A 25,218-nucleotide genomic window follows, 5' to 3' on the forward strand; every position below is an offset into this window, starting at 1 on the left:
GCCTTTATTTTAATTAATCGAACGTTTTTATTTTTTGCCAGACATCATCAACAGTGACATCAATGCAATCACCCGACTCGGTTTGCAGAATGTGATAACGCCCCGTCCAGGGGTGCCAGGATTCTTTATTCGTATCGCCAAAGAACACCACCATATCTTTATTCAACGCCGCGGCCAGATGCATCTGCCCGCCGTCGCTGCACAACACTCTGTCGCATAAATCAAAACCGGCGAGCAATTCCCGCACCGAGGCCGTCGGATAAAGCGCTATACGTTCATTCTGACACAGCGCCAACAGCTGTTCTGCACGTTTTTGGTCACCAATGTCATCAGGTGTCAGCGTGCCTTGCGGGGACCAGAAAATCAGCACTGCGGTGTTTTGATCGGCGACTAAGCGATTGATAATTTCGGCATAGCGCTCTATCGGCCAGCGTCGTTTAGGGCTGCGACTACTGATATGAACCGCGCAAACTCGCTCGACCGGCGGCAAGAGTTTTTGCATACGCTGCGCTGCCTGTTGGCGTTCTTCCGGGGTCAGGAACACGCGGACCGGCGGGATCGGGATGCGCTGTTCGGTAATCGCCGATAAGTAGCTGTAGGTATGTTCTACCTGATGCTTGCCACTGAAATCTTGCTTACGGAAAGGATGATGAATATCAGGCGTACCTAAATCAGCGCCAATAATATTGCTTACCCCCGCCATTTTCGCCAACCGCAAGCTGTACCTGCAAGGAACCGGATTGGCCAGGATCGCCGCGTCGAATTTTATTTTACGCAGCTTAAGAAAAATCATCAGCCGTTCAAAATAAACCCCGAATGTGGTTTCGTTTTTCGTCTTGTGCTTTGCCTTTTTATAGACGAAAACCTTCTCAAGGTGCGGGTTGTTTTTAACAACATCCTGGCTGACTTTATTGATTAACAGATAAAGTTTGGCATCCGGATAGGCAATTTTCACCCCTTCAATCAGAGGAGTCGTACAAACAAGATCGCCAATATTGTCACGGCGAATAATTAAAATATTCTTCATTCCAAGCCTATCAGCGAAATCTCTCGCCTGTTGTCTGAAACTGACACCAAAGGTTACCAAATTAGCGCCTTTCCCTTCCGGTTATGGTACTATTCTGACTAACCCATATAAATGAAATTGATAGAATGTTGCTGCGTTTATATCAGGTACTACTCTACCTCATCCAACCCCTGATCTGGCTCCGCTTACTGCTGCGCAGCCGCAAAGCTCCAGCCTACCGTAAACGCTGGGCAGAACGCTATGGCTTCTGCGCCGGAAAAGTGGTGCCGGGCGGCATCATGCTGCACTCCGTCTCCGTGGGGGAAACGCTGGCCGCTATCCCGTTGGTCCGCGCGTTGCGCCACCGCTATCCCTATTTACCGATTACTGTGACCACGATGACGCCAACAGGTTCAGAGCGCGTTCAGTCCGCTTTCGGTAAAGACGTTCATCATGTTTATCTGCCTTACGACCTGCCCGGTTCCATGCGCCGTTTCCTCGATCAGGTCAACCCCAAGCTGGTTATCATCATGGAAACCGAGCTGTGGCCAAATCTGATTAACGCGCTGCATCAGCGTCAGATCCCGCTGGTGATCGCCAACGCACGCCTTTCTGCCCGCTCTGCGGCCGGTTATAAAAAAATCGGCGGTTTTGTACGCGACATGTTGCGCCGCATCACGCTGATCGCAGCGCAAAATCAGGAAGATGGCGAACGCTTCATCGAACTTGGCCTGAAGCGCTCACAGCTGACCGTGACCGGCAGCCTGAAATTCGACATCTCCGTCACTCCCGAGCTGGCTGCTCGCGCGATCACGTTACGCCGCCAATGGGCACCGCGTCGCCCGGTGTGGATCGCGACCAGCACCCATGAAGGCGAAGAAAGCATTCTGCTGGCGGCGCACCGCAAGTTACTGGAAAAGCACCCCGACCTGCTGCTGATTCTGGTGCCGCGTCATCCTGAGCGTTTCCCTACCGCCAAAGAACTGGTGCAGAAAGCCGGTTTCAGCTACACCCTGCGCAGCAGCGGTGAAATCCCCTCCGGCAGCACCCAGGTGGTGATTGGCGATACCATGGGTGAACTGATGCTGCTGTACGGCATTGCCGATCTGGCCTTTGTCGGCGGTAGCCTGGTAGAACGCGGCGGGCATAATCCGCTGGAAGCCGCCGCACACGCAATTCCGGTGCTGATGGGGCCGCATATCTTCAACTTCAAGGATATCTGCGCCAAGCTGTCGCAGGCCGAAGGGTTGATCACCGTGACCGACGAAGACTCTCTGGTCAAGGAAGTTGCCACCCTGCTCACCGACGAAGACTATCGCCGCTATTACGGTCGCCACGCCGTGGAAGTGCTGTATCAGAATCAGGGAGCGCTGCAGCGCCTGCTGCAACTGCTGGAACCGCACCTGCCGCCACGGAGCCATTAAATGAGCGACCGCAAAAGCCTGTCGGTGGTGATCATCGCCAAGAACGAAGCCGGGCTGCTGCCGGATTGCCTGCACTCTGTGGCTTGGGCGGACGAAATTGTCATTCTCGATTCAGGTAGCCAGGATGACAGCATCGCCATTGCCGAAAGCCTAGGTGCCAAAGTGTTCGTCCATACCGACTGGCAAGGCTTCGGCAAACAGCGCCAACGGGCCCAAAGCTACGCCAGCCACGACTATATTCTGATGCTCGACGCCGATGAGCGCGTCACGCCCGAACTGCGCCAGTCAATTGAACAGACGTTGGCCGCGCCTGACGACAATCAGGTCTACAGCTGTGCGCGCCGCAACCTGTTCCTTGGGCGTTTTATGCGTCACAGCGGCTGGTATCCGGATCGCGTCAACCGGCTGTACGCCAACCAACGCTATCGCTATAACGACGATCTGGTGCATGAATCGCTCGATATAGGCACCGCTAAAGTGGCGCCCCTCCGCGGCGATCTGCTGCACCTGACCTGTCGTGACTTTTTCGCCTTCCAGCGCAAACAGCTGCGTTATGCCGAAGAATGGGCCAATCAACGTCACCAGGCCGGTAAGCGCTGCGGTTATTCCTCAATATTGACCCATACTCTCGGTGCCTTCTGCAAAACCTGGCTGTTGCGCGCCGGCTTCCTCGACGGTAAACAGGGGTTGCTGTTAGCCGTGGTCAACGCGCAATATACCTTCAATAAATATGCCTCATTGTGGGCATTGGGCCGCAACTCTTCAGAGAAGTGAATCATGACCAGTAAAGCCATTTATCCCGGTACTTTCGATCCCCTGACCAACGGCCACCTGGATTTGGTGACGCGCGCGTCATTGATGTTCGATCACGTCATTCTGGCCATTGCCGCCAGCCCAAGCAAAAAACCGCTGTTCACGCTGGAAGAACGCGTGGCGTTAGCCACCCAGGTGACATCGCATCTGGATAATGTCGAAGTGTTGGGGTTCAGTGAGCTGATGGCGCATTTTGCCGCTCATCAAAATGCCAACATTCTGGTACGCGGCCTGCGTGCGGTCTCTGACTTTGAATATGAATTGCAGTTGGCGAACATGAACCGTCACCTGATGCCAACGCTGGAAAGCGTGTTCCTGATGCCTTCCGAAGAGTGGTCGTTTATCTCTTCCTCTCTGGTGAAGGAAGTGGCGCGCCACGGCGGCGATATCGCACCTTTCCTGCCGGACGTGGTCACCCAGGCACTGATGGAAAAACTCGCCGCACAATAATCAGCGTTGGCAGCGCCGGCAGAAGAAGGTGCTGCGCTGCCCGTGTTTAGCGGATTCAATCGGCGTGCCACACGCCCGGCAAGGTTCACCCGCCCGGCCATACACCTGCAATTCCTGCGCGAAATAGCCTGGTTTGCCGTCCGACTGCAGGAAATCGCGCAGCGTGGTCCCACCTTGCTCAATCGAGCGTAGCAATACCGCTTTGATGGTTTCCACCAGCAACTCAGCTTCCGCTTTACTCAGCGAGCCGGCCGGACGATCGGGCAGGATCCCGGCGGTAAACAGGGATTCGCTGGCGTAGATATTGCCAACCCCCACCACCAGCTTGTTATCCATCAGCCAGGGTTTGATCAACGTACGCTTGTTGCGTGATTTTTCGTACAGGTAGGTGCCAGTAAAGGCTTCACTCAGCGGTTCCGGCCCAAGATGCGCCAGCACGTTGCTGGTCGCCAGGTCTTCACACCACAGCCAGGCGCCAAAACGGCGGGGATCGGTATAACGCAGCGTCATCCCGTTACTGATCACCAGATCAACGTGGTCATGCTTACCGGCTTCGGTTTCCTCAGCCAGCATGCGTAGGCTGCCGGACATCCCCAAATGGACGATAATCCAGCCCTGGTCCAGTTCAATCAGCAGATACTTGGCGCGGCGTTGTACGCTGCGTACCGGCCGGTCGCTCAGCGCCAGAATTTGCTCGGAAACAGGCCAGCGCAGCCGCGCATTGCGCACCACAGCATATTGAATGCTATGGCCAACAAGATAAGGTTCAATCCCACGTCGGCTGGTCTCAACTTCTGGTAATTCAGGCATCTGGCACTCTCCCGTCGGTTTCCTACCCTTATAAAACAAAAAACCCGGCCTAAGCCGGGTTTTTATTAATCCACTAAAATTATTTAATTTTAGCTTCTTTGTACAGTACGTGTTGACGGACAACTGGATCGAATTTCTTCAGTTCCAATTTTTCCGGCTTAGTACGCTTGTTCTTCGTGGTGGTATAGAAGTGACCAGTACCAGCAGAAGAAACCAGCTTGATCTTCTCGCGAACACCTTTAGCCATGATGCAGTTCCTTAATACTTCTCACCACGGGCACGCAGATCGGCCAAGACCGTCTCAATACCCTTCTTATCGATAACACGCATACCTTTAGCAGATACACGCAGCGTTACAAAGCGCTTCTCAGCCTCAACCCAAAAACGGTGTGAGTGCAGGTTCGGCAGAAAACGGCGCTTGGTCGCGTTCATTGCGTGGGAACGGTTGTTACCGCTCACCGGGCGCTTGCCAGTAACTTGGCAGACTCGGGACATGTCTATTCTCCAAAAATCAAATCAGCTCGAGCTTCGTATAGGGTATGGCCGCCTCGTCAGGCTTTTAGAGCCCATCTCAGCAAACTCCATACTGAGGAGACTCCCGTCATCAGGTCAGAAACCACACATCAGGTTAGAAACCTGCTGAGATAGGCCCTTACGCCAAACCCAAGATTCTCAAAGGTGGCGTAGTATACGCTCTGAGGCGTAAGTGCTCAAGTCCCGAACAGCTAAAGATCCCTCAAGGATCGCGAAAAAATCGCTTAAAGCCATCCGCGTTCGGCAAAAGAGACGCACTCACCCCGACCTATCACCAAATGATCGAGCACTCGGATCTCCAATAACAGGCAGGCATTAACCACATGCTCTGTTATCAAACGGTCGGCGTGACTGGGTTCAGCCTTACCCGAAGGGTGATTATGCGCCAGAATAATGGCGGCCGCATTAGCCTTCAACGCTTCACGCACAATTTCTCTCGGGTGCACGACGACGCTGCTGATGGTACCAGCAAACATCTCCTGATGGCGAATAACGCGGTGCTGATTGTCTAAAAATAATACCAAAAATACCTCTCGCTCACGGTGCGCCAGCAGGCTTTGCAAATAATGCTGAGTTATTTTTGGGTTGAGCATGGCGTTTTCCTGTGCCAGGTGGCTGGAAAAGAAGCGAAACGCCAATTCTGAAATCGCCTGCAGCTGTGCATAGCTCGAATTGCCCAACCCTTTGTGGCTGCAGAAAACCTGATGATCCGCCGACATCAGGTGGTACAGCGAGCCAAACTGCTCCAACAGCTGTTCCGCCAGCTGCATGACATGCAGACCGGGGAACCCGGTGCGCAGAAAAATGGCCAGCAACTCCACATCGGACAGCGCCGCCGCACCGTAACGCAGCAGCTTTTCCCGGGGCGCAAGCGCTCCCGGCCACAAGGTTATTACCTGACTGCTCATCATCATCCCCCCGAAAGCGTCAAAGCATGCCACGCAGAGCGAAGGGCAACGACAGGTGTTTGATAACATTGCGAAGTACTGCGCAAAGCGCAATGTAACGAGCTGCAGAAGCAGCGGAATCACTCACCTGCCGGACGGTTATGCTAAAATGGCACATCTTTCGGTTTTCAATCGGACAATCATGATGACGGGACTTTCCGGCAAACATATTGTGCTTGGCATCAGTGGCGGCATCGCCGCGTACAAATGCCCAGAGCTGGTGCGCCGCCTGCGTGACAGAGGCGCGGAAGTGCGTGTGGTAATGACCAACGCGGCGAAAGCGTTTATCACGCCGCTGACGCTGCAGGCAGTTTCAGGCTATCCGGTCTCCGACGATCTGCTGGATCCCGCAGCCGAAGCCGCGATGGGCCATATAGAGCTCGGCAAATGGGCGGATTTAGTGATTCTGGCCCCGGCCACCGCCGATCTGCTGGCACGCGCCGCCGCCGGCATGGCCAACGATCTGCTGACGACCCTTTGCCTGGCAACCGACGCGCCGATAGCCGCAGCGCCCGCCATGAACCAGCAGATGTATCGCGCCGCCGCCACCCAGGCCAATCTGCAAACACTGCAGGCGCGTGGCATGTTGCTGTGGGGCCCGGACAGCGGCAGCCAGGCTTGTGGTGACGTTGGCCCTGGCCGCATGCTCGATCCGTTGGACATCGTCGATCTGGCGAACGGTTATTTCTCTGCTTCGCAAGATCTGCAACATTTAAAGATTATGATCACCGCCGGTCCAACGCGTGAAGCGCTGGACCCGGTACGTTTCATCAGCAACCACAGCTCCGGTAAAATGGGCTTCTCTATCGCCCGGGCCGCCGCCGCACGAGGTGCGCAAGTCACGTTAGTGACCGGGCCGGTCAACCAGCCGACGCCGCCGTGGGTAACCCGGGTAGACGTCGTCAGCGCACTGGAAATGGAGCAGGCGGTGCAGCAGCGCGCCGCTCAGCAGGATATTTTCATTTCCTGTGCCGCCGTAGCCGATTACCGTGCCGAGCAGATCGCCGGTGAAAAAATAAAAAAACAGGGTGATGAAATCATCCTCAAAATGGTAAAAAACCCCGACATCGTTGCCGGCGTCGCCGCAATGACTAAAAATCGACCCTTTGTCGTGGGGTTTGCCGCCGAAACCCAGAATGTGGAAGAATATGCGCGACAAAAACTGGCGCGTAAGAAACTGGATTTAATTTGCGCTAACGATGTATCGCTTGCAGAGCACGGGTTTAACAGTGACACCAATGCCTTGCACCTTTTTTGGCAGGATGGAGAAAAGCGCCTGGCGCTGAGCGATAAGGCACTCCTTGGCCAACGTTTAATAGACGAGATAGTCAGCCGTTATGATGAAAAAAATCGACGTTAAAATCCTCGACCCGCGTATCGGACAGGATTTCCCTTTACCGACCTACGCCACCCCAGGTTCAGCCGGCCTCGATCTGCGCGCCTGTCTGGACAGCGCGGTTGAGCTGGCCCCAGGTGAAACCACGTTGCTGCCTACCGGTCTGGCTATTCACATTGCCGATACCGATCTGGCAGCGGTGATCTTGCCGCGCTCAGGTTTGGGCCATAAGCACGGCGTAGTGTTGGGCAACCTGGTTGGCCTGATCGACTCCGACTACCAGGGCCAACTGATGGTTTCCGTCTGGAACCGCGGTCAAAAATCCTTCACCATTGAACCAGGCGAACGTATCGCGCAGATGGTCTTTGTGCCTGTTGTGCAAGCTGAGTTCAATCTGGTAGAAGAGTTCGACAGCAGCGAACGTGGCGTGGGTGGCTTTGGCCACTCTGGCCGCCACTAAGCGCAGTCCAAGGCTTGATGGCCGGCAGGGAAATGTCGCCCAAAACCGAGCCCCCAGAGAGAGAAGGACATCTCTCTATCCAAAATAATTGGAGTTGCATCACAACAAAGCCACGGCTTTTTTGAACAGCGCTTGCGCTGGCCCCTACGGGGTGAGGTTGTGCCGAGTAGCGCGGCAAGAACGCTTATCCCAATGAGCTTACTGTGGTAAGTGATTCGGGTGAGTGACAAATCAGCCGGGAGCAGATTTGAACGCTGCTTGCAGCGGCCCCGTCAGGGGTGAGGCCCAGGGATGGGTCGAATAACGCAGCCAACACAGATGCAGCTTCAAGTATGACGGGTATATGGCAAGGTTTGTCCGGCAACGATTACAGCGCACACCAGGTCGCGCGGAGAACACAGGTCGTTAAGGCCGCTGACCCCAGCATCGTAAAAAAGCTATCACATAAGCCGCACAGAGATTTCTCTGCAATGGCCGGTGCGCGGGTTTCCGAAAGTCTAAGCAGTTTTAGCAAGGGTCTAATCAGACATGGCAGAAAAAGAAAATACCAAAAGGAACCGGCGCGAGGAAATACTGCAGGCGTTAGCCCAGATGCTGGAATCCAGCGACGGCAGCCAGCGTATCACCACCGCGAAGCTGGCCGCTAACGTCGGTGTCTCCGAAGCTGCGTTGTATCGGCATTTTCCCAGCAAAACACGGATGTTCGACAGTCTGATCGAATTTATTGAAGACAGCCTGATAACGCGCATCAACCTGATCCTGCAGGACGAAAAAGAAACCTTTAACCGCCTGCGGCTGATCCTGTTGCTGATCTTGGGGTTTGCCGAACGTAACCCTGGCCTGACGCGCATCATGACCGGCCATGCGCTGATGTTTGAGCAGGATCGCTTGCAGGGCAGAATCAGCCAGCTGTTTGAACGTATAGAGGCACAGCTGCGGCAGGTGCTGAAAGAGCGCAAACTGCGGGAAGGCAAAGGCTTTATCGTGGATGAAACGTTGCTGGCCAGCCAACTGCTGGCATTCTGCGAAGGTATGCTGTCACGCTACGTGCGCTCCGAGTTCCGTTACCGCCCTACGCAAGACTTCGATGGCCGCTGGCCGCTGCTGGCAGCACAGCTGCAATAAACCTTTGTCAGGCGCGTTTTGGCGCGCCTGACAAAGTGAATAACGCGTTAAACCCCGTACTGTTCGCGATAGGCGCGCACCGCCGCCAGACTCGCCGCCATTTCCGGTTTCTCTTCCAGATAAGCAATCAGATCCTTCAGCGTCACGATAGAAATCACCTTACAGTGATAGTCGCGCTCGACTTCCTGAATAGCCGAAATCTCCGCGCGCCCGCGCTCCTGACGGTCCAGGGAGATCAACACCCCGGCCAACGTCGCACCGCTGGCGCCGATGATTTCCATCGACTCACGGATTGCGGTACCGGCGGTGATAACATCGTCCACCAGCATCACTCGGCCCTGCAGTGGGCTGCCCACCAAAGTGCCACCTTCGCCGTGGGTTTTGGCTTCTTTACGATTAAAGCAGTAAGGTACGTCGCGCTCATGGTGTTCCGCCAGCGCTACCGCCGTGGTGGTGGCGATCGGGATACCTTTGTATGCCGGGCCAAACAGCAGATCAAAATCGATACCGGAATCCATCAACGCTTCGGCGTAGAAGCGCCCTAACAGCGCGAGATCACGCCCGGTATTAAACAGGCCGGCATTAAAGAAATACGGGCTGGTACGGCCGGATTTCAGAGTGAACTCACCGAATTTCAATACCTGCTTGTTAAGCGCGAACTCGATAAACTGGCGCTGATAGGCTTTCATTACTGCTTCTCCTCGTCTGGGTCTGTTAGATCTGTTATTACCGCCGCCCGATCGTCGGGCGTAAAAAAGGCGACTCTTCAGTCGCCTTAAAAATTACTCTGCCAGCGCCACTTTCTGCGCCTGGAAGATGGTTTCGATGCCCCCTCGGGCCAGCGCCAACAGCGCCAACAACTCATCGTGGCTGAAGGGTTCGCCCTCAGCGGTGCCCTGCACCTCGATCATGCGGCCGTCTTCCATCATGACCACGTTCATATCGGTTTCTGCCGCAGAGTCTTCAACGTACTCCAGATCGCACAGCGCTTCGCCCTTGACGATGCCGACAGACACTGCAGCCACCAGCCCTTTCATTGGGTTGGCCTTCAGTTTGCCCGCAGCAACCAAGGCATTAAGCGCATCAGCCAGCGCAACGCAGGCACCGGAAATGGAGGCGGTACGAGTGCCGCCATCGGCCTGCAGTACATCGCAGTCGAGGGTAATGGTGAACTCGCCCAGTTTTTTCAGATCGACCGCCGCACGCAGCGAACGGGCGATCAGGCGCTGGATTTCCAGCGTACGGCCACCCTGCTTGCCTTTTGCGGCCTCGCGAGCGTTACGGCTGTGGGTGGAGCGCGGCAGCATGCCGTACTCGGCGGTAATCCAACCCTGGCCCTGACCTTTCAGGAAGCGCGGAACGCCTTCTTCTACCGTGGCGGTGCACAAAACTTTGGTATCGCCAAACTCAACCAGCACTGAGCCTTCAGCGTGTTTGGTATAGTGACGGGTCAATGTCAGTGGGCGAACTTGTTGTGGTGCTCTGCCTGCAGGACGCATGGGCTCTCTCCGGCTTCTAATCTACGATTGGCTGCGCATTATACGGGCTTCGTGACGTAATGCCTATCCTGCCCAGAGGTCCAACGTTATAATCGTTTCATCTTTTCCTATTACGGGTACGCATCAATGATCCGCAGCATGACCGCCTACGCACGGAGTGAAATCAAGGGTGAATGGGGCAGCGCAGCTTGGGAGCTGCGTTCCGTTAACCAACGCTATCTAGAAACCTACATCCGTTTACCGGAACAATTTCGCAGCCTGGAGCCGGTGATCCGCGAACGTATCCGTGGCCGTCTGACCCGCGGCAAAGTGGAATGCAACCTGCGCTTCGAGCTGGACCCGAGCGCGCAAAGCTCGCTGATCCTGAACGAAAAACTGGCTAAACAGCTGGTTGAAGCCGCCAACTGGGTGAAAATGCAGAGCGATGAAGGGGAAATCGATCCTATCGACGTACTGCGTTGGCCTGGCGTGATGTCTGCTCAGGAGCAGGATCTGGATGCCATCAGCGCACAGCTGATGCAGGCTCTGGATGACGCACTGGATGACTTCATCACCGCTCGCGAAAGCGAAGGCACCGCGCTGAAAGCCCTGATCGAACAGCGCCTGGACGGCGTCAGCGCCGAAGTGACCAAAGTGCGCGCCCAGATGCCAAACATCCTGCAATGGCAGCGTGAGCGCCTGGTCAGCAAGTTGGAAGAAGCTCAGGTGCAATTGGAAAACACCCGCCTGGAACAGGAGCTGGTGTTGATGGCGCAACGTATTGACGTTGCCGAAGAGCTGGACCGTCTGGAAGCCCACGTAAAAGAAACGCATAACATCCTGAAGAAGAAAGAGGCCGTGGGCCGCCGCCTCGACTTTATGATGCAGGAGTTTAACCGCGAATCGAACACGCTGGCCTCCAAGTCGATTAATGCCGAAGTCACCACTTCCGCTATCGAGCTGAAAGTGCTGATCGAACAAATGCGCGAGCAGATCCAGAATATCGAGTGATGTTTTCTTCACTAACCAAAACCCGCGCTATGCGGGTTTTTTTATGAATTAACCCTATACATACCTGGCCGCCTGCTGTTCGGTAATTAGCCCCATTTTTTGCAGTTGAACGGCGATGGCCCAAGTGGTGCACTCAAATTCGCTGCTCAATGCCTCAAGCGTTCCGCCGGCTGCATAGCTCTCCTGCAGCCGCTGTTTTTCTTCCTCTGCCCATGGGAAGTACGATTTCGCCGGCCGCCCCTCGGCAATGTTCTTCTGCTGCCGCTCTTCCGGTGAGAGCTTTACTTTTTTCTGGCGCTCCGGCTCAGCCTGAAACTCCTCGGCCAATGCAAACAGTAGCCGAATCGCCTCCGGCGAACCGGTCATTGACGCCATACCCAGCACCTCACCCGTCTCGGGGTGAACGCCATTTGCCAGCGCCCGCAACATTGCCTGTGTCTTCATATCAGCATCCTCATCCTGAGAAAGTAGGCCGTCTTGTGCGGCTAAATAGTGAACTATTTTTCTCTCTCGGCGAGAAAAAAATCAATATTTAAGCGGGATGGCGTTCAGATTACGCGGGAAAGATTCCAAGCTGCCAGCCCCATCGGCGATGGGTTTACAGGCATCTCCGCCGTAAAAGCGGGGCTTTTACGAAAAACTGCGACGATCATCCGGAGAATGACAATCCATAACTCATACCGGCCACCCGAAGTATTTTGTTCTAATTATCACGTAAGGTAATGAAAGGCAGGCTAAGCTGTGGCTAAATGTGTTTTTTTCACGCCCGCAAGCCGTACGGACCCTTTATGCCGCAAATTCTGCAATTTATTTTCGCGCTGGTGGTGATCATCGCCCTGGCGCTGCTGGTCAGTAACGATCGCAAGAAAATCCGCCTGCGCTATATTATTCAGCTCTTGGTCATTGAAGGCGCACTCGCCTATTTCTTTCTGCATTCAGAAAGTGGCCTCAGCGTAATCAGGCACGTCGCCGGCTTCTTTGAAACGCTGCTGACCTACGCAGCGCAAGGCTCCGACTTTGTTTTCGGTGGCATGAGCAAGGACGGGTTGGCGTTCATTTTCCTGGGGGTTTTGTGCCCGATTATCTTTATTTCCGCGCTAATCGGTATTTTGCAGCACTTTCGTATTCTGCCGCTGATTATCCGCCTGGTCGGCACCCTGCTGTCCAAGGTTAACGGCATGGGCAAGCTGGAGTCTTTCAACGCCGTCAGCACGCTGGTGCTCGGTCAGTCGGAAAACTTTATCGCCTATAAGGGTATTATCGGCGATATTTCGCCGCGCCGTATGTACACCATGGCTGCAACCGCCATGTCGACGGTCTCCATGTCCATCGTTGGCGCCTACATGTCGATGATCGATGCGCAATACGTGGTCGCGGCACTGATCCTCAATATGTTCAGCACCTTTATCATTCTGTCGATCATCAACCCTTATCAACTGGACGATGAGCCTGAGCTGAAACTCAGCAAGCTGCATGAAGATCAGAGCTTCTTTGAAATGCTGGGTGAATACATTCTGGCGGGCTTCAAGATTGCGATTATTATCGCCGCGATGCTGATTGGCTTTATTGCGCTGATCTCTGCGGTGAATGCCCTGTTCTCCGCCGTGTTCGGCATCAGCTTCCAGCAAATTCTGGGCTACGTGTTTTATCCACTGGCCTGGTTGATCGGCATCCCGGCGCAGGATGCGTTGCGGGCCGGCAGCATCATGGCGACCAAGTTGGTGGCCAATGAATTCGTGGCGATGATCGAGCTGAAGAAGATTGCGGCGGAACTGTCGCCGCGCGGCCTGGGCATTCTGTCCGTGTTCCTGGTCTCCTTTGCCAACTTTGCCTCTATCGGCATCATCGCCGGGGCGATCAAAGGGCTGAATGAACAACAAGGCAACGTAGTATCCCGCTTTGGCCTGAAACTGGTCTACGGTTCAACGCTGGTCAGCCTGCTCTCGGCAGCCATTGCCGGGTTGGTGCTGTAAGTAAATATCCCGGCTCAGGCCGGGATAACCTCAGAATGCAACGCACACCGGCGCATCAACGCGCATCACCGAATCCTGCGCAAACTGCTGCTTATAGCTGCTGCGCAGCGCCTCGATGCTGGTTTCACTGTCTTGGCCCGGCGCATGTATCAGCATCAATGCCTTGCTGTTCTCGCGTGCCAGCTTGCCATCATTGCCCAGCCACTGCCCTTTGGCATCAAATACCGACAGGCCGTCTTTAAAGCGCGGCGTCACCTGCCGATCGACAAAACCCTGCCACTCTGCTGCGGTAATCACCGGCCCGGTTGGGCGGTTCAGACCAAAATAAAGCGTGGTCTGGACCATCGGATCTCCGGTGCCGCAAACCTTCGTTTTTTGCTGCGCGGCATTCTGAGCCGTTGCTACACAGCCGCTCAACAGTATGGCTGCCGCCAAGACCGCCGCCAGCATGGGAGTATTTTTCATTTCATATTCCTCGGTGAACAACCCCGTCATCGGCCTTAGAGGCCTCGCCGATGCACGGCGTAAAGATAGAATGCAAAAAGCATAGTCAGCAAGAGAAACTAACACGAAATATCTAATGTTTGTATGAGCATTGAACGGTTGAAAAAGGCTAATAACAAGCCAGATAAACCACCGTCAGATTAATTAAATTAATCCGAATTGGCATTGGTTAGAAAAACTCAGTGGCAACTTGTCCCGTCGGCGATTACCCTTTCGGCCTTACACTCATTCCCGCCCACCCTGTGAATATCTTATGTTACTGAGCATTCTTTATATCATCGGCATCACCGCCGAAGCCATGACCGGCGCACTGGCCGCCGGCCGCCGCCAGATGGATATGTTTGGCGTGATTATTATCGCTTCGGCCACAGCGATTGGCGGCGGATCGGTGCGCGACATGCTGCTCGGGCACTTTCCGTTGGGGTGGGTCAAACATCCTGAATATATCGTGATTGTCGCCATTGCCGCGATTGTCACTACCTGGGTAGCACCTCTGATGCGCCACTTGCGCCGCCTGTTCCTGGTGCTGGACGCCGTTGGCCTGATTGTATTTTCAATCATCGGAGCTCAAGTCGCTTTGGATATGGGCCACGGCCCTATCATCGCCGCCATCGCGGCCGTCATCACCGGCGTGTTCGGTGGCGTGCTGCGCGATATGCTCTGCAACCGCATCCCTCTGGTTTTTCAGAAGGAAATCTATGCCGGTATCTCCTTCGCCGCCGCCTGGTTGTACATCGGCCTGCAACACTTCAGCCTGCCGCACAATCTGGTCGTCATCATCACGTTGGTCGCCGGCCTGAGCGCGCGCTTGATCGCCCTGCGCTTTCGTCTGGGACTACCGGTATTTAACTACCAGCATCCAGACCATTAATACGGCTCACCTCAGAGGCAACATATGCTGCGCCAGGTAGTCTACAAAAACCCTCACCTTGGGCAGCATATGCCGGCTTGACGGCCACAGAGCAGAGAAAAAACCCTGCTCCTGCGTGTGTTGATCCAACACCGCCACCAGTTGCCCGGCGTTAACGGCCGGACACAGCGTAAAATCCGGCAGGTAAGCGATACCCAATCCTTCCTGGGTGGCGTGGATCAGCGCTTCAATGCTGTTGCAGCTCAGCGTCACCGGGATTCGCAGGGAAACCGGCTTTCCATCGGCAAACAACCTCCACTCCTGCAATTGCTGGCCCCCCGGGTAGCGGTAGCGCAGGCAGGCATGGTTGAGCAAATCTTCCGGCCCTTGCGGCACGCCCCGACGCTGTAAATACTCGGGCGCACCCGCCAGAATCAACCGGAATGGCCCCAGCCGCCGGGCCATCAGCCGGGAATCCGCCAACTCACCGCTGCGTACAGCCACGTCGATTCCCTCGGCGATCAGATCTACCATCCGGTCATTGAAGTCCACGTCCAACTCAACCTCGGGATAAAGCGCGCTGAAATCAGCAAGCAGAGGTACCAACATTCGATAGCCGATAGCCGGCATGCTCACGCGCAGCTTGCCGCGCGGCGCATCGGAGATCCTCGCCATTTCGGCTTCGGCATTTTCAATTTCGCTGACGATGCGTTGGCAGCGTTCAAAAAACAACGCGCCCTCATCGGTGAGATTGATGCGCCGGGTGCTGCGGTTAAACAGCCTGACGCCCAATGATTCCTCAAGCCTGGCCACGCTTTTTCCGACGGCAGAGGCGGACACGCCCAGCCGTTCACCTGCGGCGACAAAACTGCGTAGCTCGGCAGCGCGCACAAAAGCCAATAAGCCACTGAGGCTGTCCATAGGATCTCCAATTAGAGCGTTATTGTCCTTAAAGAGTGGAATATAGCCCCATTTTTAGCCAATTGAATCCACTTTATCATCCATCCCAACCGACAATACTGTCGCTGGAGCTCATCATGAACAATCCTCACCGCCTTCCAGACCCGTATCCCGATCCGCAGCGCTGGATGATTTTGTTCTCCGTCTGCCTGGCGGGGTTGATCATGCCGATTAACTTTACCGGCCCGGCAGTCTCTTTACCCGCTATCGCCGCCAGCCTGGGGGGCAGCGTAGTCGCCCTCAGTTGGGTCACCAACGCCTTTATGCTGACCTTTGGCTGTAGCCTGATGATTGCCGGCGCACTCGCCGATCGCTTTGGCCGAAAACGCGTGTTCATCAGCGGCCTGGCGGTGCTTACCTTAAGCTCGCTGGTTATGCTGATGGTGCAGGACATCATCGCCTTTGATTTGATACGTGCACTGCAGGGTATTGCCGCCGCAGCGGCGTTTGCCGGAGGAACCTCTGGCCTGGCTCAGGTATTCGATGGCACAGAACGCGCCAAGGCCTTCAGCCTGTTGGGAACCACTTTTGGCATCGGCCTGGCATTTGGCCCACTGCTGGCCGGTTTTTTGGTACAGCATTTTGGCTGGCACGCGATTTTTATCAGCGTGTCGCTGCTCAGCGCCATAGCCCTGTTCGCCGGTATACGCTATATGCATGAGTCGCGCGATCCTGCAGCAGCCAAACTCGACTGGCCCGGAGCGGCCACCTTTACGCTGGCTCTTACGTTGCTGACTTATGCCGTACTGCAAGCCCCCGACAGCGGTTGGGCCAGCCGTGAAGTCATAGCCCTGTTCAGCGGCGCTTTACTTTCCATGGCGGCCTTTATCCTGATCGAGAAACGCGTACGCAGACCGATGCTTGATCTGTCTTTATTCCGCTATCCGCGTTTCGTCGGCGTACAGTTTCTGGCGGCTGCCCCGGCCTATTCCTATGTGGTATTGCTGGTTTTACTCCCGCTGCGCTTTATTGGCATCGAAGGTTACGGCACCCTGGAGGCGGGTATCGTTATGTTCGCACTCTCAGCGCCAATGCTGATATTGCCGTTGCTGGCAGGCATGTTGGCGCACCGGTTTTCCGCCGGTCTAATTTCCAGCCTGGGTCTGCTGATTTGCGCTTTAGGCCTGTTATGGCTGGCGCAATATGCGCCTGGGCAGCCCTTCCTGCTATTGATCCTGCCGCTGTTGACCATTGGCTGCGGCATCAGCCTGCCCTGGGGATTAATGGACGGCCTGGCAGTCAGCGTGGTGCCGAAGGATCGCGCAGGTATGGCCACCGGTATTTTCAGCACTATCCGCGTGGCGGGCGAAGGTATCGCACTTGCCATCGTGGGCGCGTTGCTGGCCGCCTTGGTTGAACGGCATCTACCGGGTTCCCCGTTGACCAACGCTGCTGCCGGTGCCCACCGGCTGGCAATGGGTGACCTGCAGCAAGCTGCGGCATTGCTGAACGCAGATACTGCCGCCTTGAAACAGGGCTACGAAGCCGCATTTCATAATCTGCTGTATATTCTGGCGCTAACGACGGCGATTTCAGCTGGCATCGTTTTTATTTTCCTGCGTCATGCCTCGCCCTCGCCAATCACACATCCACAAACGGCAGATGCACACTCACTTGCCGAGAGATCTACGGAGTAACAGCACATCACTGGGTTCCGACAAAACCTGTTATTTCTTGTGCCTCCAGCGTGCTGACCAGCGTCAGAAATGGCGGATGTTGAAGAAAACCGGCGATTTGCTCAGCCTTTCTCGCGCCAATCCCGGTCATTTTCCGCCACTCTCCAGCCGGTAATTGCTGAACCTGAGGCCAATTTTTCAACGCCCGAGCTTGTTGCAGGTTCAGCGGTACGCCTAACGCTATCAGCCAGCGAGCAAAGGGTTGTTGCCGCGCCAACTGAAATTGCCGGTGGATACTACGCCCGCGTTTCTCCCCCATGCCGGGCGCTGACATCAGTTGCTCCGGCGTCAACACCAGCCAATCCAGCAAATGCCGCACCAGCCCCCGATCAATCAACACCTGCCAGGTAGATTCACTGACGCCATGCAAACCTAATCCCTGTGGGCCGCCCAACCACACCAGCCGGGCCAGAAACTGCTGGCGGCACTCCGGCAGCCAGCTAAAGCAACTCAAAGAATGGTAACGTTCCGCGGCCGGCGCATCAGGCTCTACTCTTTCTGCGGCCCGCCAGACTACTTTATCCAGACGCGGGATCCCGTGCCCCATCAGGCTGATTGCCACCTGGTCACCGGGCACAACCGCCCACTGCCGCCAACGGGGCAGCGATCCGAGGTTAACCCGCGAGACCCATTTATCATCCATCCTGAGAGGATCAAGCTTCAGCACCACGGCAATCTTTCCGGTGCGGCCTACGCTGAACTCGACATCATTGACCCTGGCAATCTGCCGCACCGGCGGATACTTCCAGGCAACAGCCCAATCACCGGGCTTTGCCTGCCAGTAATGCCCCGAAGGTGACCGCGCCTGATGAATCACTACGCCATCCGTGACGAAGGGCAATGCTTCGCGATACCAACGCTCGCGCCATTGCCGCACGTCTTCCAGTGAACTCACAGGCTGTGAATAAGCCAAAGCGAGGGGGAAACCCATTGCGGCAAGCTGCTGTAAAAGCTGCGTCATTTCTTGTGGGCCATCCGGCCATGCCCAGACAAACAGGCCTATTTGTTGCAAGACCGGCGAAAGCCGGTTTTTCATTAGCGCCCCGGCTACCCTGGCTCGGGCATTGATGCCGCCATGAAGCTTTTGCTGATGATCGTTCACCATCAAAAACAGCTCACCCTGCAGAATCAACGTCGCCGGAGCGCCCTTCACCGCTGCCGGTATCGATGGAATAGCGCGCACCTTTTCCAGCCAATCTTCCCCCTTCAGCCCATTTCCCCGGCTGACAGCCGCCGCCAGCTCGCCATCGCGATACACCAAAGTAACGGCTACGCCGTCCACCTTAGGCTGAACCCAGACATCGCTGCGACCACGCAGCCATTGGGCCACGGCGGCAGAATCCGCCAATTTATGCAGACCGGTATGCGCCACCGGGTGAGGCGTTTTACCCGCAGGTAAAAGCGGTCTGGGCTCCTCAGCCCTTTCCAGCCCGGCGCAACGATGCCATAGCTGCAGCTTTTGCCGCAGGCTGTCATAGACCCCATCTTCAATTAAACTGTCGCCCTGTTGGTAATAAGCCACATCCCAGCGTTCCAGCTGGTTTTTTAACGTGGTTATCTCCAGTTGCAGCCGCTCCGGTCGCCACGCCGGGCAACTTTCTGCCCGCAGCACACCACAAAACATCAACCCGCCCAACAGCGCCGTTCCGATCCGCATTCCGCATTTTCGCATACTTCACCTCCCTGATAACCGGCAGTAAAACCGGATGACGAGGCTTCGGCAACGGTCAATTGCCCGATCTGCCGAGCGGCCCGAGAAAGGCAGATTACGTTGCATGAAACCGCGGAAATTTACCGATCTGCTGCGCAAAACCGCCGTTTAGAGGTTTTTTCAGCACAAAGCGACGGGCAAAATGCGAGCTAACGCTGCACCCGACGCGTTAGCCGTGTATACTGTGCGGAGAAAATACACATCCGCTGTTATTGGCACATCAACCGCTATCAACGAACATCATCATGGCTCAAGGCACGCTTTTTATTGTCTCTGCACCCAGTGGCGCAGGGAAATCAAGTCTGATTCAGGCTTTGTTAAAGACGCAACCGCTGTACGACACGCAGGTTTCGGTTTCGCACACCACGCGCGACAGCCGCCCGGGTGAACATCACGGCGAGCATTATTTCTTCGTCTCAAAAGATGAATTCCGCCGGATGATTGAGCAGGATGAGTTTCTTGAGCACGCCGAAGTGTTCGGCAACTATTACGGAACCTCACGCGCCGCCATTGAGCAGGTGCTGTCGACCGGCGTAGACGTCTTCCTGGATATCGATTGGCAGGGTGCGCAGCAGATCCGCGCTAAAATGCCGCAGGCGCGCAGCATCTTTATTTTGCCGCCGTCGAAGGATGAACTCGGCCGCCGCCTGCGTGGCCGTGGGCAAGACTCTGAAGAGGTGATCGCCAAACGCATGGCGCAAGCCGTGGCGGAAATGACGCACTACGCGGAGTATGATTATTTAATCGTGAACGATGATTTCGATCTGGCCCTGTCCGATCTGAAAACCATTATTCGCGCCGAGCGCCTGCGTTTAGGCCGGCAATTACTGCGGCATGACGCTTTAATCAGCAAACTATTGGCAGACTGAAGACAGTTTCAGTATTATGCCCAGTCTTTTCGTCACCTGTGGAGTAGCACAAATATGGCACGCGTAACTGTTCAAGACGCTGTAGAGAAAATTGGTAACCGTTTTGACCTGGTGTTGGTCGCTGCTCGTCGGGCACGTCAAATCCAGACTGGCGGTAAAGATGCACTTGTTCCGGAAGAAAACGACAAGTACACCGTTATCGCGCTGCGCGAAATCGAAGAAGGCCTGATCACCAGCCAAATCCTCGATGTTCGTGATCGTCAGGAGCAGCAAGAGCAGGAAGCCGCAGAAATTCAAGCGGTTACCGCAATTGCTGAAGGTCGTCGTTAATTAGACTGCGAGTCTGCCTTGTACCTGTTTGAAAGCCTGAATCTGCTGATTCAACGTTACCTGCCTGAGGAGCAGATTAAGCGCCTCAAACAGGCATACCTCGTTGCACGTGATGCTCACGAGGGACAGACACGCTCCAGCGGTGAGCCCTACATTACTCACCCGGTCGCCGTGGCCTGCATTCTGGCGGAGATGCGTCTCGATCATGAGACGCTGATGGCGGCGCTACTGCATGACGTCATCGAAGACACCCCAGCCACCTACCAGGATATGGAACAGCTGTTCGGCAAGAGCGTCGCTGAACTGGTTGAAGGCGTATCCAAGCTCGACAAGCTGAAGTTCCAGGATAAAAAAGAAGCCCAGGCGGAAAACTTCCGCAAAATGATCATGGCGATGGTGCAGGATATCCGCGTCGTGCTGATCAAGCTTGCCGACCGCACGCACAATATGCGTACCCTGGGTTCGCTGCGCCCTGACAAACGGCGGCGTATCGCGCGCGAAACCCTGGAAATCTACAGCCCACTGGCCCATCGCCTGGGTATCCACCACCTGAAGACCGAGCTGGAAGAGCTGGGTTTTGAGGCGTTGTACCCGAACCGCTACCGTGTAATCAAAGAAGTGGTGAAAGCCGCTCGCGGTAACCGTAAAGAGATGATCCAAAAGATTCTCTCCGAGATCGAAGGCCGGTTGAACGAAGCCGGCATTCCTTGCCGCGTCAGCGGGCGAGAAAAACATCTGTATTCCATCTACCTCAAGATGCACCTGAAAGAACAGCGTTTCCATTCGATTATGGACATCTACGCGTTCCGGGTGATCGTGAAGGAAGTCGATACCTGTTACCGCGTGCTGGGCCAGGCTCACAGCCTGTATAAGCCGCGCCCGGGCAGGGTCAAAGACTATATCGCCATTCCCAAGGCCAACGGCTACCAATCGCTGCACACGTCCCTGATCGGCCCTCACGGCGTGCCGGTTGAGGTGCAGATCCGTACCGAAGATATGGATCAGATGGCAGAAATGGGGGTGGCCGCGCACTGGGCTTATAAAGAAAAAGAACAGGGCGAAACCGGCACCACCGCGCAAATCCGCGCCCAGCGCTGGATGCAAAGCTTGCTGGAATTGCAGCAAAGCGCCGGCAGTTCATTTGAATTTATCGAGAGCGTCAAATCCGATCTGTTCCCGGATGAGATTTACGTTTTCACCCCGGAAGGCCGCATTGTTGAATTGCCTGCGGGCGCAACGCCGGTCGACTTCGCCTATGCGGTGCATACCGATATCGGTCATGCCTGCGTTGGCGCCCGCGTCGATCGCCAGCCCTATCCGCTGTCGCAGTCACTGAGCAGCGGCCAGACGGTGGAAATCATCACCGCACCGGGTGCCCGACCAAACGCCGCCTGGTTGAATTTTGTTGTCAGCTCAAAAGCGCGCGCCAAAATCCGCCAGATGCTGAAGAACCTCAAGCGCGATGATTCGGTCGGTCTCGGCCGCCGCTTGCTGAACCATGCATTGGGCGGCAGCCGCAAACTGGCAGAGATCCCACCGGAAAATATCCAGCACGAACTGGATCGCATGAAGCTGGCAACGCTGGATGATTTGCTGGCTGAAATCGGCCTCGGCAATGCCATGAGCGTGGTGGTGGCGAAAAACCTGCAAGGTGACCAATCCAACCTGGGCACCTCCTCCGGCGTTCGTAACCTGGCGATAAAAGGCGCAGACGGCGTGCTGATCACCTTCGCCAAATGCTGCCGGCCTATTCCGGGCGACCCGATCATTGCCCACGTCAGCCCGGGCAAAGGGCTGGTGATCCACCATGAATCCTGCCGAAACATCCGCGGCTACCAGAAAGAGCCAGAGAAATTCATGGCGGTAGAGTGGGATAAGGACATCGAGCAGGAATTCATCGCCGAGATCAAAGTGGACATGTTTAACCATCAGGGCGCGCTGGCCAACCTGACGGCGGCCATCAACGCGGCCGAGTCCAATATTCAGAGCCTGAATACCGAAGAGAAAGACGGCCGGGTTTATAGCGCCTTTATCCGCCTGACCACCCGCGATCGCATCCATCTGGCAAATATTATGCGTAAAATCCGTATCATGCCGGATGTGATTAAAGTTAACCGTAACCGAAATTAGCGCCTATGAGCCCTGAACGCTATGCGCGGATTTGTGAAATGCTGGCAACCCGGCAGCCGGATCTGACGGTTTGCCTGGAACAGGTACACAAACCGCATAACGTCTCCGCCATTATCCGCACCGCCGACGCCGTCGGCGTGCATCAGGTGCATGCCGTGTGGCCGACCTCACGCATGCGTACCCTGGTTTCCTCCGCGGCCGGCAGCAACAGCTGGGTCAATGTAAAAACCCACCGCACCATCTCTGACGCTGTGACCCACCTGAAAGATCAAGGTATGCAGATTCTGGCGACCCACCTTTCCGCCCGCGCGGTTGATTTCCGCGAGGTGGATTACACCCGCCCAACCTGCGTGCTACTAGGTCAGGAAAAAACCGGTATCACCGAAGAAGCGCTGGCCCTGGCCGACCAGGACATCATCATTCCGATGATCGGCATGGTGCAATCCCTCAACGTGTCGGTCGCCTCCGCCTTGATCCTGTACGAAGCGCAGCGCCAACGCCACAACGCCGGCATGTACCTGCGCACCCACAGCGCGCTGGACGAAGAAGAACAGCAACGCCTGCTGTTCGAGGGCGGTTACCCGGTGCTGGCCAACGTCGCCAAGCGCAAAGGGCTGCCGCGTCCGCAGATTGACCAACAGGGTCAGGTGGTCGCCAACGCCGAATGGTGGGCAACCATGCAGGCAACGGTACGCCGATGAAAGGCCGCCTGCTGGACGCCGTCCCTCTCACCACGCTTTCCGGGGTTGGAGCCAGCCAGGCGGGAAAACTGGCAAAAATTGGCCTGGAAACCATTCAGGACCTGCTGCTGCACCTCCCGCTGCGTTATGAAGACCGCACCCGTCTCTATCCGATCAACGACCTGCTGCCGGGCATTTTTGCCACGGTGGAAGGCGAAGTACTGCGCAGTGATATCAGTTTTGGTCGTCGGCGTATGCTGACCTGCCAGATCAGCGACGGCACCGGCCTGCTCACCATGCGTTTCTTTAACTTCAACGCGGCGATGAAAAACAGCCTGGCCGCAGGCCGGCGCGTCACCGCTTACGGTGAGATCAAACGCGGCAACCACGGCGCAGAAATCATCCACCCGGAATACCGCATTCAGGGGGAAAGCAGCGAGGTTGAGCTGCAGGAATCACTGACGCCGGTTTATCCGACCACCGAAGGCATCAGGCAGGCCACGCTGCGCAAGCTGACCGATCAGGCTCTGGAGCTGCTGGACACCTGCGCCATCGCCGAACTGCTGCCACCGGAACTCAGTGGCGGGCTGATGAGCCTACCGCAGGCGCTGCACACCCTGCACCGCCCACCGCCGGATATCCAGCTGGAAGATTTGGAGCAGGGCAAGCATCCGGCGCAAAAACGCCTGATCCTGGAAGAACTGCTGGCGCATAACCTCAGCATGTTGGCGGTGCGCGCCGGGGCGCAAAGTTATCAGGCGCTGCCGCTGATGCCGGATGACCGTCTGAAAAAACGGTTTCTTGCCGAATTGCCATTCGCACCGACCGGCGCGCAAGATCGCGTGGTGGCCGATATCGAAGCCGATATGCAAAAAGGCTTCCCGATGATGCGGCTGGTTCAAGGTGATGTCGGCTCAGGCAAAACGCTGGTGGCGGCACTGGCGGCGCTACGCGCCATCGCCCACGGCAAACAGGTGGCATTGATGGCGCCCACCGAGCTGCTGGCCGAACAACATGCCAATAACTTCCGCCAGTGGTTTGAACCGCTGGGGCTTGAAGTCGGCTGGCTGGCCGGCAAGCAAAAAGGCAAGGCTCGTGCTGCGCAACAGGAAGCGATCGCCAGCGGAAAAGTGTCGATGGTGGTCGGTACGCACGCCATCTTCCAGGAACAGGTGCAGTTTTCCGGACTGGCGCTGGTGATCATCGACGAACAACACCGGTTTGGCGTGCACCAGCGGCTTGCTCTGTGGGAAAAGGGCGAGGAGCAAGGCTTCCATGCCCACCAGCTGATCATGACCGCCACGCCAATCCCACGCACGCTGGCAATGACCGCCTATGCCGATCTCGATACTTCGGTAATCGACGAGCTGCCGCCAGGCAGGACGCCGGTCACCACCGTCGCCATTCCAGACACCCGGCGTGCCGATATTATCCAACGGGTGAAAAGCGCCTGTATGGAAGAAGGCCGGCAGGCGTACTGGGTCTGTACGCTGATCGAAGAGTCGGAGCTGTTGGAAGCGCAGGCGGCGGAAGCTACCTGGGAAGAGTTGAAAACTGCGCTACCCGAGTTGAAAGTCGCGCTGGTTCACGGCCGCATGAAAGCGCAGGAAAAGCAGGCGGTAATGCAGGCCTTTAAACAGGGTGAGTTACAGCTGTTGGTGGCAACCACGGTGATCGAAGTAGGTGTCGACGTACCGAACGCCAGCCTGATGATCATCGAAAACCCGGAGCGACTTGGGTTGGCGCAGCTGCATCAGTTGCGCGGTCGCGTTGGCCGTGGCGCCGTGGCGTCACATTGCGTGCTGCTGTACAAAACCCCGCTGAGTAAAACGGCGCAGAAACGTCTGCAGGTGCTGCGCGACAGCAATGACGGTTTTGTGATTGCCCAGCGCGATCTGGAAATTCGAGGCCCAGGCGAGCTGCTCGGCACGCGCCAGACTGGCAGTGCGGAATTCAAGGTGGCCGATTTGCTGCGCGACCAGGCGATGATACCGGAAGTGCAACGCGTCGCCCGCCATATTCATCAGCAGTACCCGGAACATGCCCGCGCCCTGATTGAACGCTGGCTACCGGAGAAAGCGCGCTACTCCAACGCCTGACCCTCTGCCAGAAACAAGGGCGCCAATGGCGCCCTTGCTTTA

At 56.1% G+C, this 25,218-nt stretch carries 26 protein-coding genes; 15 read left to right on the top strand and 11 right to left on the bottom strand.

The annotated features are described in order from the left end of the window. Window positions 1–13 precede the first annotated feature (13 nt). Window positions 14–1,027, bottom strand: coding sequence for a glycosyltransferase family 9 protein (locus QZQ97_RS23730; protein WP_311995429.1), 1,014 nt, complete (start codon window positions 1,025–1,027; stop codon window positions 14–16). Between the two features lie 125 nt (window positions 1,028–1,152). Between QZQ97_RS23730 and waaA the strand changes: the two genes are divergently transcribed. The 3 genes from waaA to coaD are packed head-to-tail and all read left to right on the top strand — an operon-like array spanning window position 1,153 to window position 3,693. Next, window positions 1,153–2,430: a lipid IV(A) 3-deoxy-D-manno-octulosonic acid transferase gene (waaA, locus tag QZQ97_RS23735; protein WP_311995430.1), complete on the top strand. Its 1,278-nt coding sequence runs from the start codon at window positions 1,153–1,155 to the stop codon at window positions 2,428–2,430. Further along, on the top strand, window positions 2,431–3,204 hold the full coding sequence (locus tag QZQ97_RS23740; RefSeq protein WP_311995431.1) for a glycosyltransferase family 2 protein: 774 nt from the start codon (window positions 2,431–2,433) through the stop codon (window positions 3,202–3,204). Between the two features lie 3 nt (window positions 3,205–3,207). Next, on the top strand, window positions 3,208–3,693 hold the full coding sequence (gene coaD, locus QZQ97_RS23745; RefSeq protein WP_006320126.1) for a pantetheine-phosphate adenylyltransferase: 486 nt from the start codon (window positions 3,208–3,210) through the stop codon (window positions 3,691–3,693). Here coaD and mutM read toward each other — a convergent pair whose 3' ends face one another. From mutM to radC, 4 genes are all read right to left on the bottom strand, one after another. Further along, window positions 3,694–4,503, bottom strand: coding sequence for a bifunctional DNA-formamidopyrimidine glycosylase/DNA-(apurinic or apyrimidinic site) lyase (mutM, locus tag QZQ97_RS23750; RefSeq protein WP_311995432.1), 810 nt, complete (start codon window positions 4,501–4,503; stop codon window positions 3,694–3,696). 79 nt (window positions 4,504–4,582) lie between these two features. Then, window positions 4,583–4,750 (bottom strand): 50S ribosomal protein L33, encoded by a 168-nt coding sequence (gene rpmG, locus QZQ97_RS23755; protein ID WP_002208990.1) that lies wholly within the window; start codon window positions 4,748–4,750, stop codon window positions 4,583–4,585. Between the two features lie 11 nt (window positions 4,751–4,761). Continuing rightward, window positions 4,762–4,998, bottom strand: coding sequence for a 50S ribosomal protein L28 (gene rpmB / locus QZQ97_RS23760; RefSeq protein WP_004931195.1), 237 nt, complete (start codon window positions 4,996–4,998; stop codon window positions 4,762–4,764). Between the two features lie 263 nt (window positions 4,999–5,261). Beyond that, on the bottom strand, window positions 5,262–5,945 hold the full coding sequence (gene radC, locus QZQ97_RS23765; protein ID WP_311995433.1) for a RadC family protein: 684 nt from the start codon (window positions 5,943–5,945) through the stop codon (window positions 5,262–5,264). 181 nt (window positions 5,946–6,126) lie between these two features. On the opposite strand from radC, the gene coaBC reads away from it, so the two are divergent. The 3 genes from coaBC to slmA all read left to right on the top strand — a co-directional run bounded on the left by coaBC (window position 6,127) and on the right by slmA (window position 8,905). Then, entirely contained in the window at window positions 6,127–7,344 is a 1,218-nt protein-coding gene (gene coaBC / locus QZQ97_RS23770; RefSeq protein WP_311995434.1) for a bifunctional phosphopantothenoylcysteine decarboxylase/phosphopantothenate--cysteine ligase CoaBC, read from the top strand. Then, the gene (gene dut / locus QZQ97_RS23775) at window positions 7,322–7,780 is read left to right on the top strand and encodes a dUTP diphosphatase (protein WP_311995435.1); all 459 of its coding nucleotides are present in this window, start codon (window positions 7,322–7,324) and stop codon (window positions 7,778–7,780) included. The genes coaBC and dut overlap by 23 nt, the downstream gene beginning before the upstream one ends. A gap of 528 nt (window positions 7,781–8,308) precedes the next feature. Continuing rightward, window positions 8,309–8,905 (top strand): nucleoid occlusion factor SlmA, encoded by a 597-nt coding sequence (slmA, locus tag QZQ97_RS23780; RefSeq protein ID WP_006320137.1) that lies wholly within the window; start codon window positions 8,309–8,311, stop codon window positions 8,903–8,905. A 47-nt stretch (window positions 8,906–8,952) separates the two neighbouring features. Here the strand turns inward: slmA and pyrE are convergent, their stop codons facing one another. After that, window positions 8,953–9,594: an orotate phosphoribosyltransferase gene (pyrE, locus tag QZQ97_RS23785; protein ID WP_004953362.1), complete on the bottom strand. Its 642-nt coding sequence runs from the start codon at window positions 9,592–9,594 to the stop codon at window positions 8,953–8,955. A gap of 93 nt (window positions 9,595–9,687) precedes the next feature. Beyond that, window positions 9,688–10,404, bottom strand: a complete 717-nt coding sequence (rph, locus tag QZQ97_RS23790; protein WP_311995436.1) for a ribonuclease PH — start codon at window positions 10,402–10,404, stop codon at window positions 9,688–9,690. Window positions 10,405–10,530: 126 nt separating this feature from the next. Between rph and QZQ97_RS23795 the strand changes: the two genes are divergently transcribed. Then, on the top strand, window positions 10,531–11,394 hold the full coding sequence (locus QZQ97_RS23795) for a YicC/YloC family endoribonuclease (protein WP_126486090.1): 864 nt from the start codon (window positions 10,531–10,533) through the stop codon (window positions 11,392–11,394). 54 nt (window positions 11,395–11,448) lie between these two features. Here the strand turns inward: QZQ97_RS23795 and QZQ97_RS23800 are convergent, their stop codons facing one another. Beyond that, on the bottom strand, window positions 11,449–11,838 hold the full coding sequence (locus QZQ97_RS23800; protein WP_311995437.1) for a hypothetical protein: 390 nt from the start codon (window positions 11,836–11,838) through the stop codon (window positions 11,449–11,451). A gap of 344 nt (window positions 11,839–12,182) precedes the next feature. On the opposite strand from QZQ97_RS23800, the gene QZQ97_RS23805 reads away from it, so the two are divergent. Continuing rightward, window positions 12,183–13,367, top strand: a complete 1,185-nt coding sequence (locus QZQ97_RS23805; protein WP_311995438.1) for a NupC/NupG family nucleoside CNT transporter — start codon at window positions 12,183–12,185, stop codon at window positions 13,365–13,367. Between the two features lie 30 nt (window positions 13,368–13,397). Here QZQ97_RS23805 and QZQ97_RS23810 read toward each other — a convergent pair whose 3' ends face one another. After that, a complete protein-coding gene (locus QZQ97_RS23810; RefSeq protein WP_311995439.1) occupies window positions 13,398–13,832 on the bottom strand; it encodes a DUF3574 domain-containing protein in 435 nt (144 codons plus the stop codon). A 292-nt stretch (window positions 13,833–14,124) separates the two neighbouring features. Between QZQ97_RS23810 and QZQ97_RS23815 the strand changes: the two genes are divergently transcribed. Next, window positions 14,125–14,742, top strand: a complete 618-nt coding sequence (locus tag QZQ97_RS23815; RefSeq protein ID WP_006320142.1) for a trimeric intracellular cation channel family protein — start codon at window positions 14,125–14,127, stop codon at window positions 14,740–14,742. Window positions 14,743–14,748: 6 nt separating this feature from the next. Here QZQ97_RS23815 and QZQ97_RS23820 read toward each other — a convergent pair whose 3' ends face one another. After that, window positions 14,749–15,642, bottom strand: a complete 894-nt coding sequence (locus tag QZQ97_RS23820) for a LysR family transcriptional regulator (protein ID WP_311995440.1) — start codon at window positions 15,640–15,642, stop codon at window positions 14,749–14,751. Between the two features lie 116 nt (window positions 15,643–15,758). Between QZQ97_RS23820 and QZQ97_RS23825 the strand changes: the two genes are divergently transcribed. Beyond that, a complete protein-coding gene (locus QZQ97_RS23825; RefSeq protein WP_311995441.1) occupies window positions 15,759–17,318 on the top strand; it encodes an MFS transporter in 1,560 nt (519 codons plus the stop codon). Window positions 17,319–17,325: 7 nt separating this feature from the next. Here the strand turns inward: QZQ97_RS23825 and ligB are convergent, their stop codons facing one another. Continuing rightward, the gene (gene ligB / locus QZQ97_RS23830; RefSeq protein ID WP_442995496.1) at window positions 17,326–19,029 is read right to left on the bottom strand and encodes an NAD-dependent DNA ligase LigB; all 1,704 of its coding nucleotides are present in this window, start codon (window positions 19,027–19,029) and stop codon (window positions 17,326–17,328) included. 284 nt (window positions 19,030–19,313) lie between these two features. On the opposite strand from ligB, the gene gmk reads away from it, so the two are divergent. The 5 genes from gmk to recG are packed head-to-tail and all read left to right on the top strand — an operon-like array spanning window position 19,314 to window position 25,176. Further along, window positions 19,314–19,937, top strand: coding sequence for a guanylate kinase (gene gmk / locus QZQ97_RS23835; RefSeq protein ID WP_311995443.1), 624 nt, complete (start codon window positions 19,314–19,316; stop codon window positions 19,935–19,937). Between the two features lie 54 nt (window positions 19,938–19,991). Then, window positions 19,992–20,267, top strand: a complete 276-nt coding sequence (rpoZ, locus tag QZQ97_RS23840) for a DNA-directed RNA polymerase subunit omega (protein WP_004953385.1) — start codon at window positions 19,992–19,994, stop codon at window positions 20,265–20,267. An 18-nt stretch (window positions 20,268–20,285) separates the two neighbouring features. Next, window positions 20,286–22,397 carry a bifunctional GTP diphosphokinase/guanosine-3',5'-bis pyrophosphate 3'-pyrophosphohydrolase gene (spoT, locus tag QZQ97_RS23845; RefSeq protein ID WP_006320163.1) on the top strand — a complete coding sequence of 704 codons (2,112 nt, stop codon included), beginning with the start codon at window positions 20,286–20,288 and terminating at the stop codon, window positions 22,395–22,397. A 5-nt stretch (window positions 22,398–22,402) separates the two neighbouring features. Continuing rightward, window positions 22,403–23,098, top strand: a complete 696-nt coding sequence (gene trmH, locus QZQ97_RS23850; RefSeq protein ID WP_311995444.1) for a tRNA (guanosine(18)-2'-O)-methyltransferase TrmH — start codon at window positions 22,403–22,405, stop codon at window positions 23,096–23,098. Next, complete coding sequence (gene recG, locus QZQ97_RS23855; RefSeq protein WP_311995459.1) at window positions 23,095–25,176, top strand: ATP-dependent DNA helicase RecG; 2,082 nt, start codon at window positions 23,095–23,097, stop codon at window positions 25,174–25,176. Before trmH ends, recG begins: the two co-directional genes overlap by 4 nt. Window positions 25,177–25,218 lie beyond the last annotated feature (42 nt).

Source organism: Serratia sp. root2 (assembly GCF_031931805.1).
GTDB lineage: Bacteria > Pseudomonadota > Gammaproteobacteria > Enterobacterales > Enterobacteriaceae > Serratia > Serratia inhibens.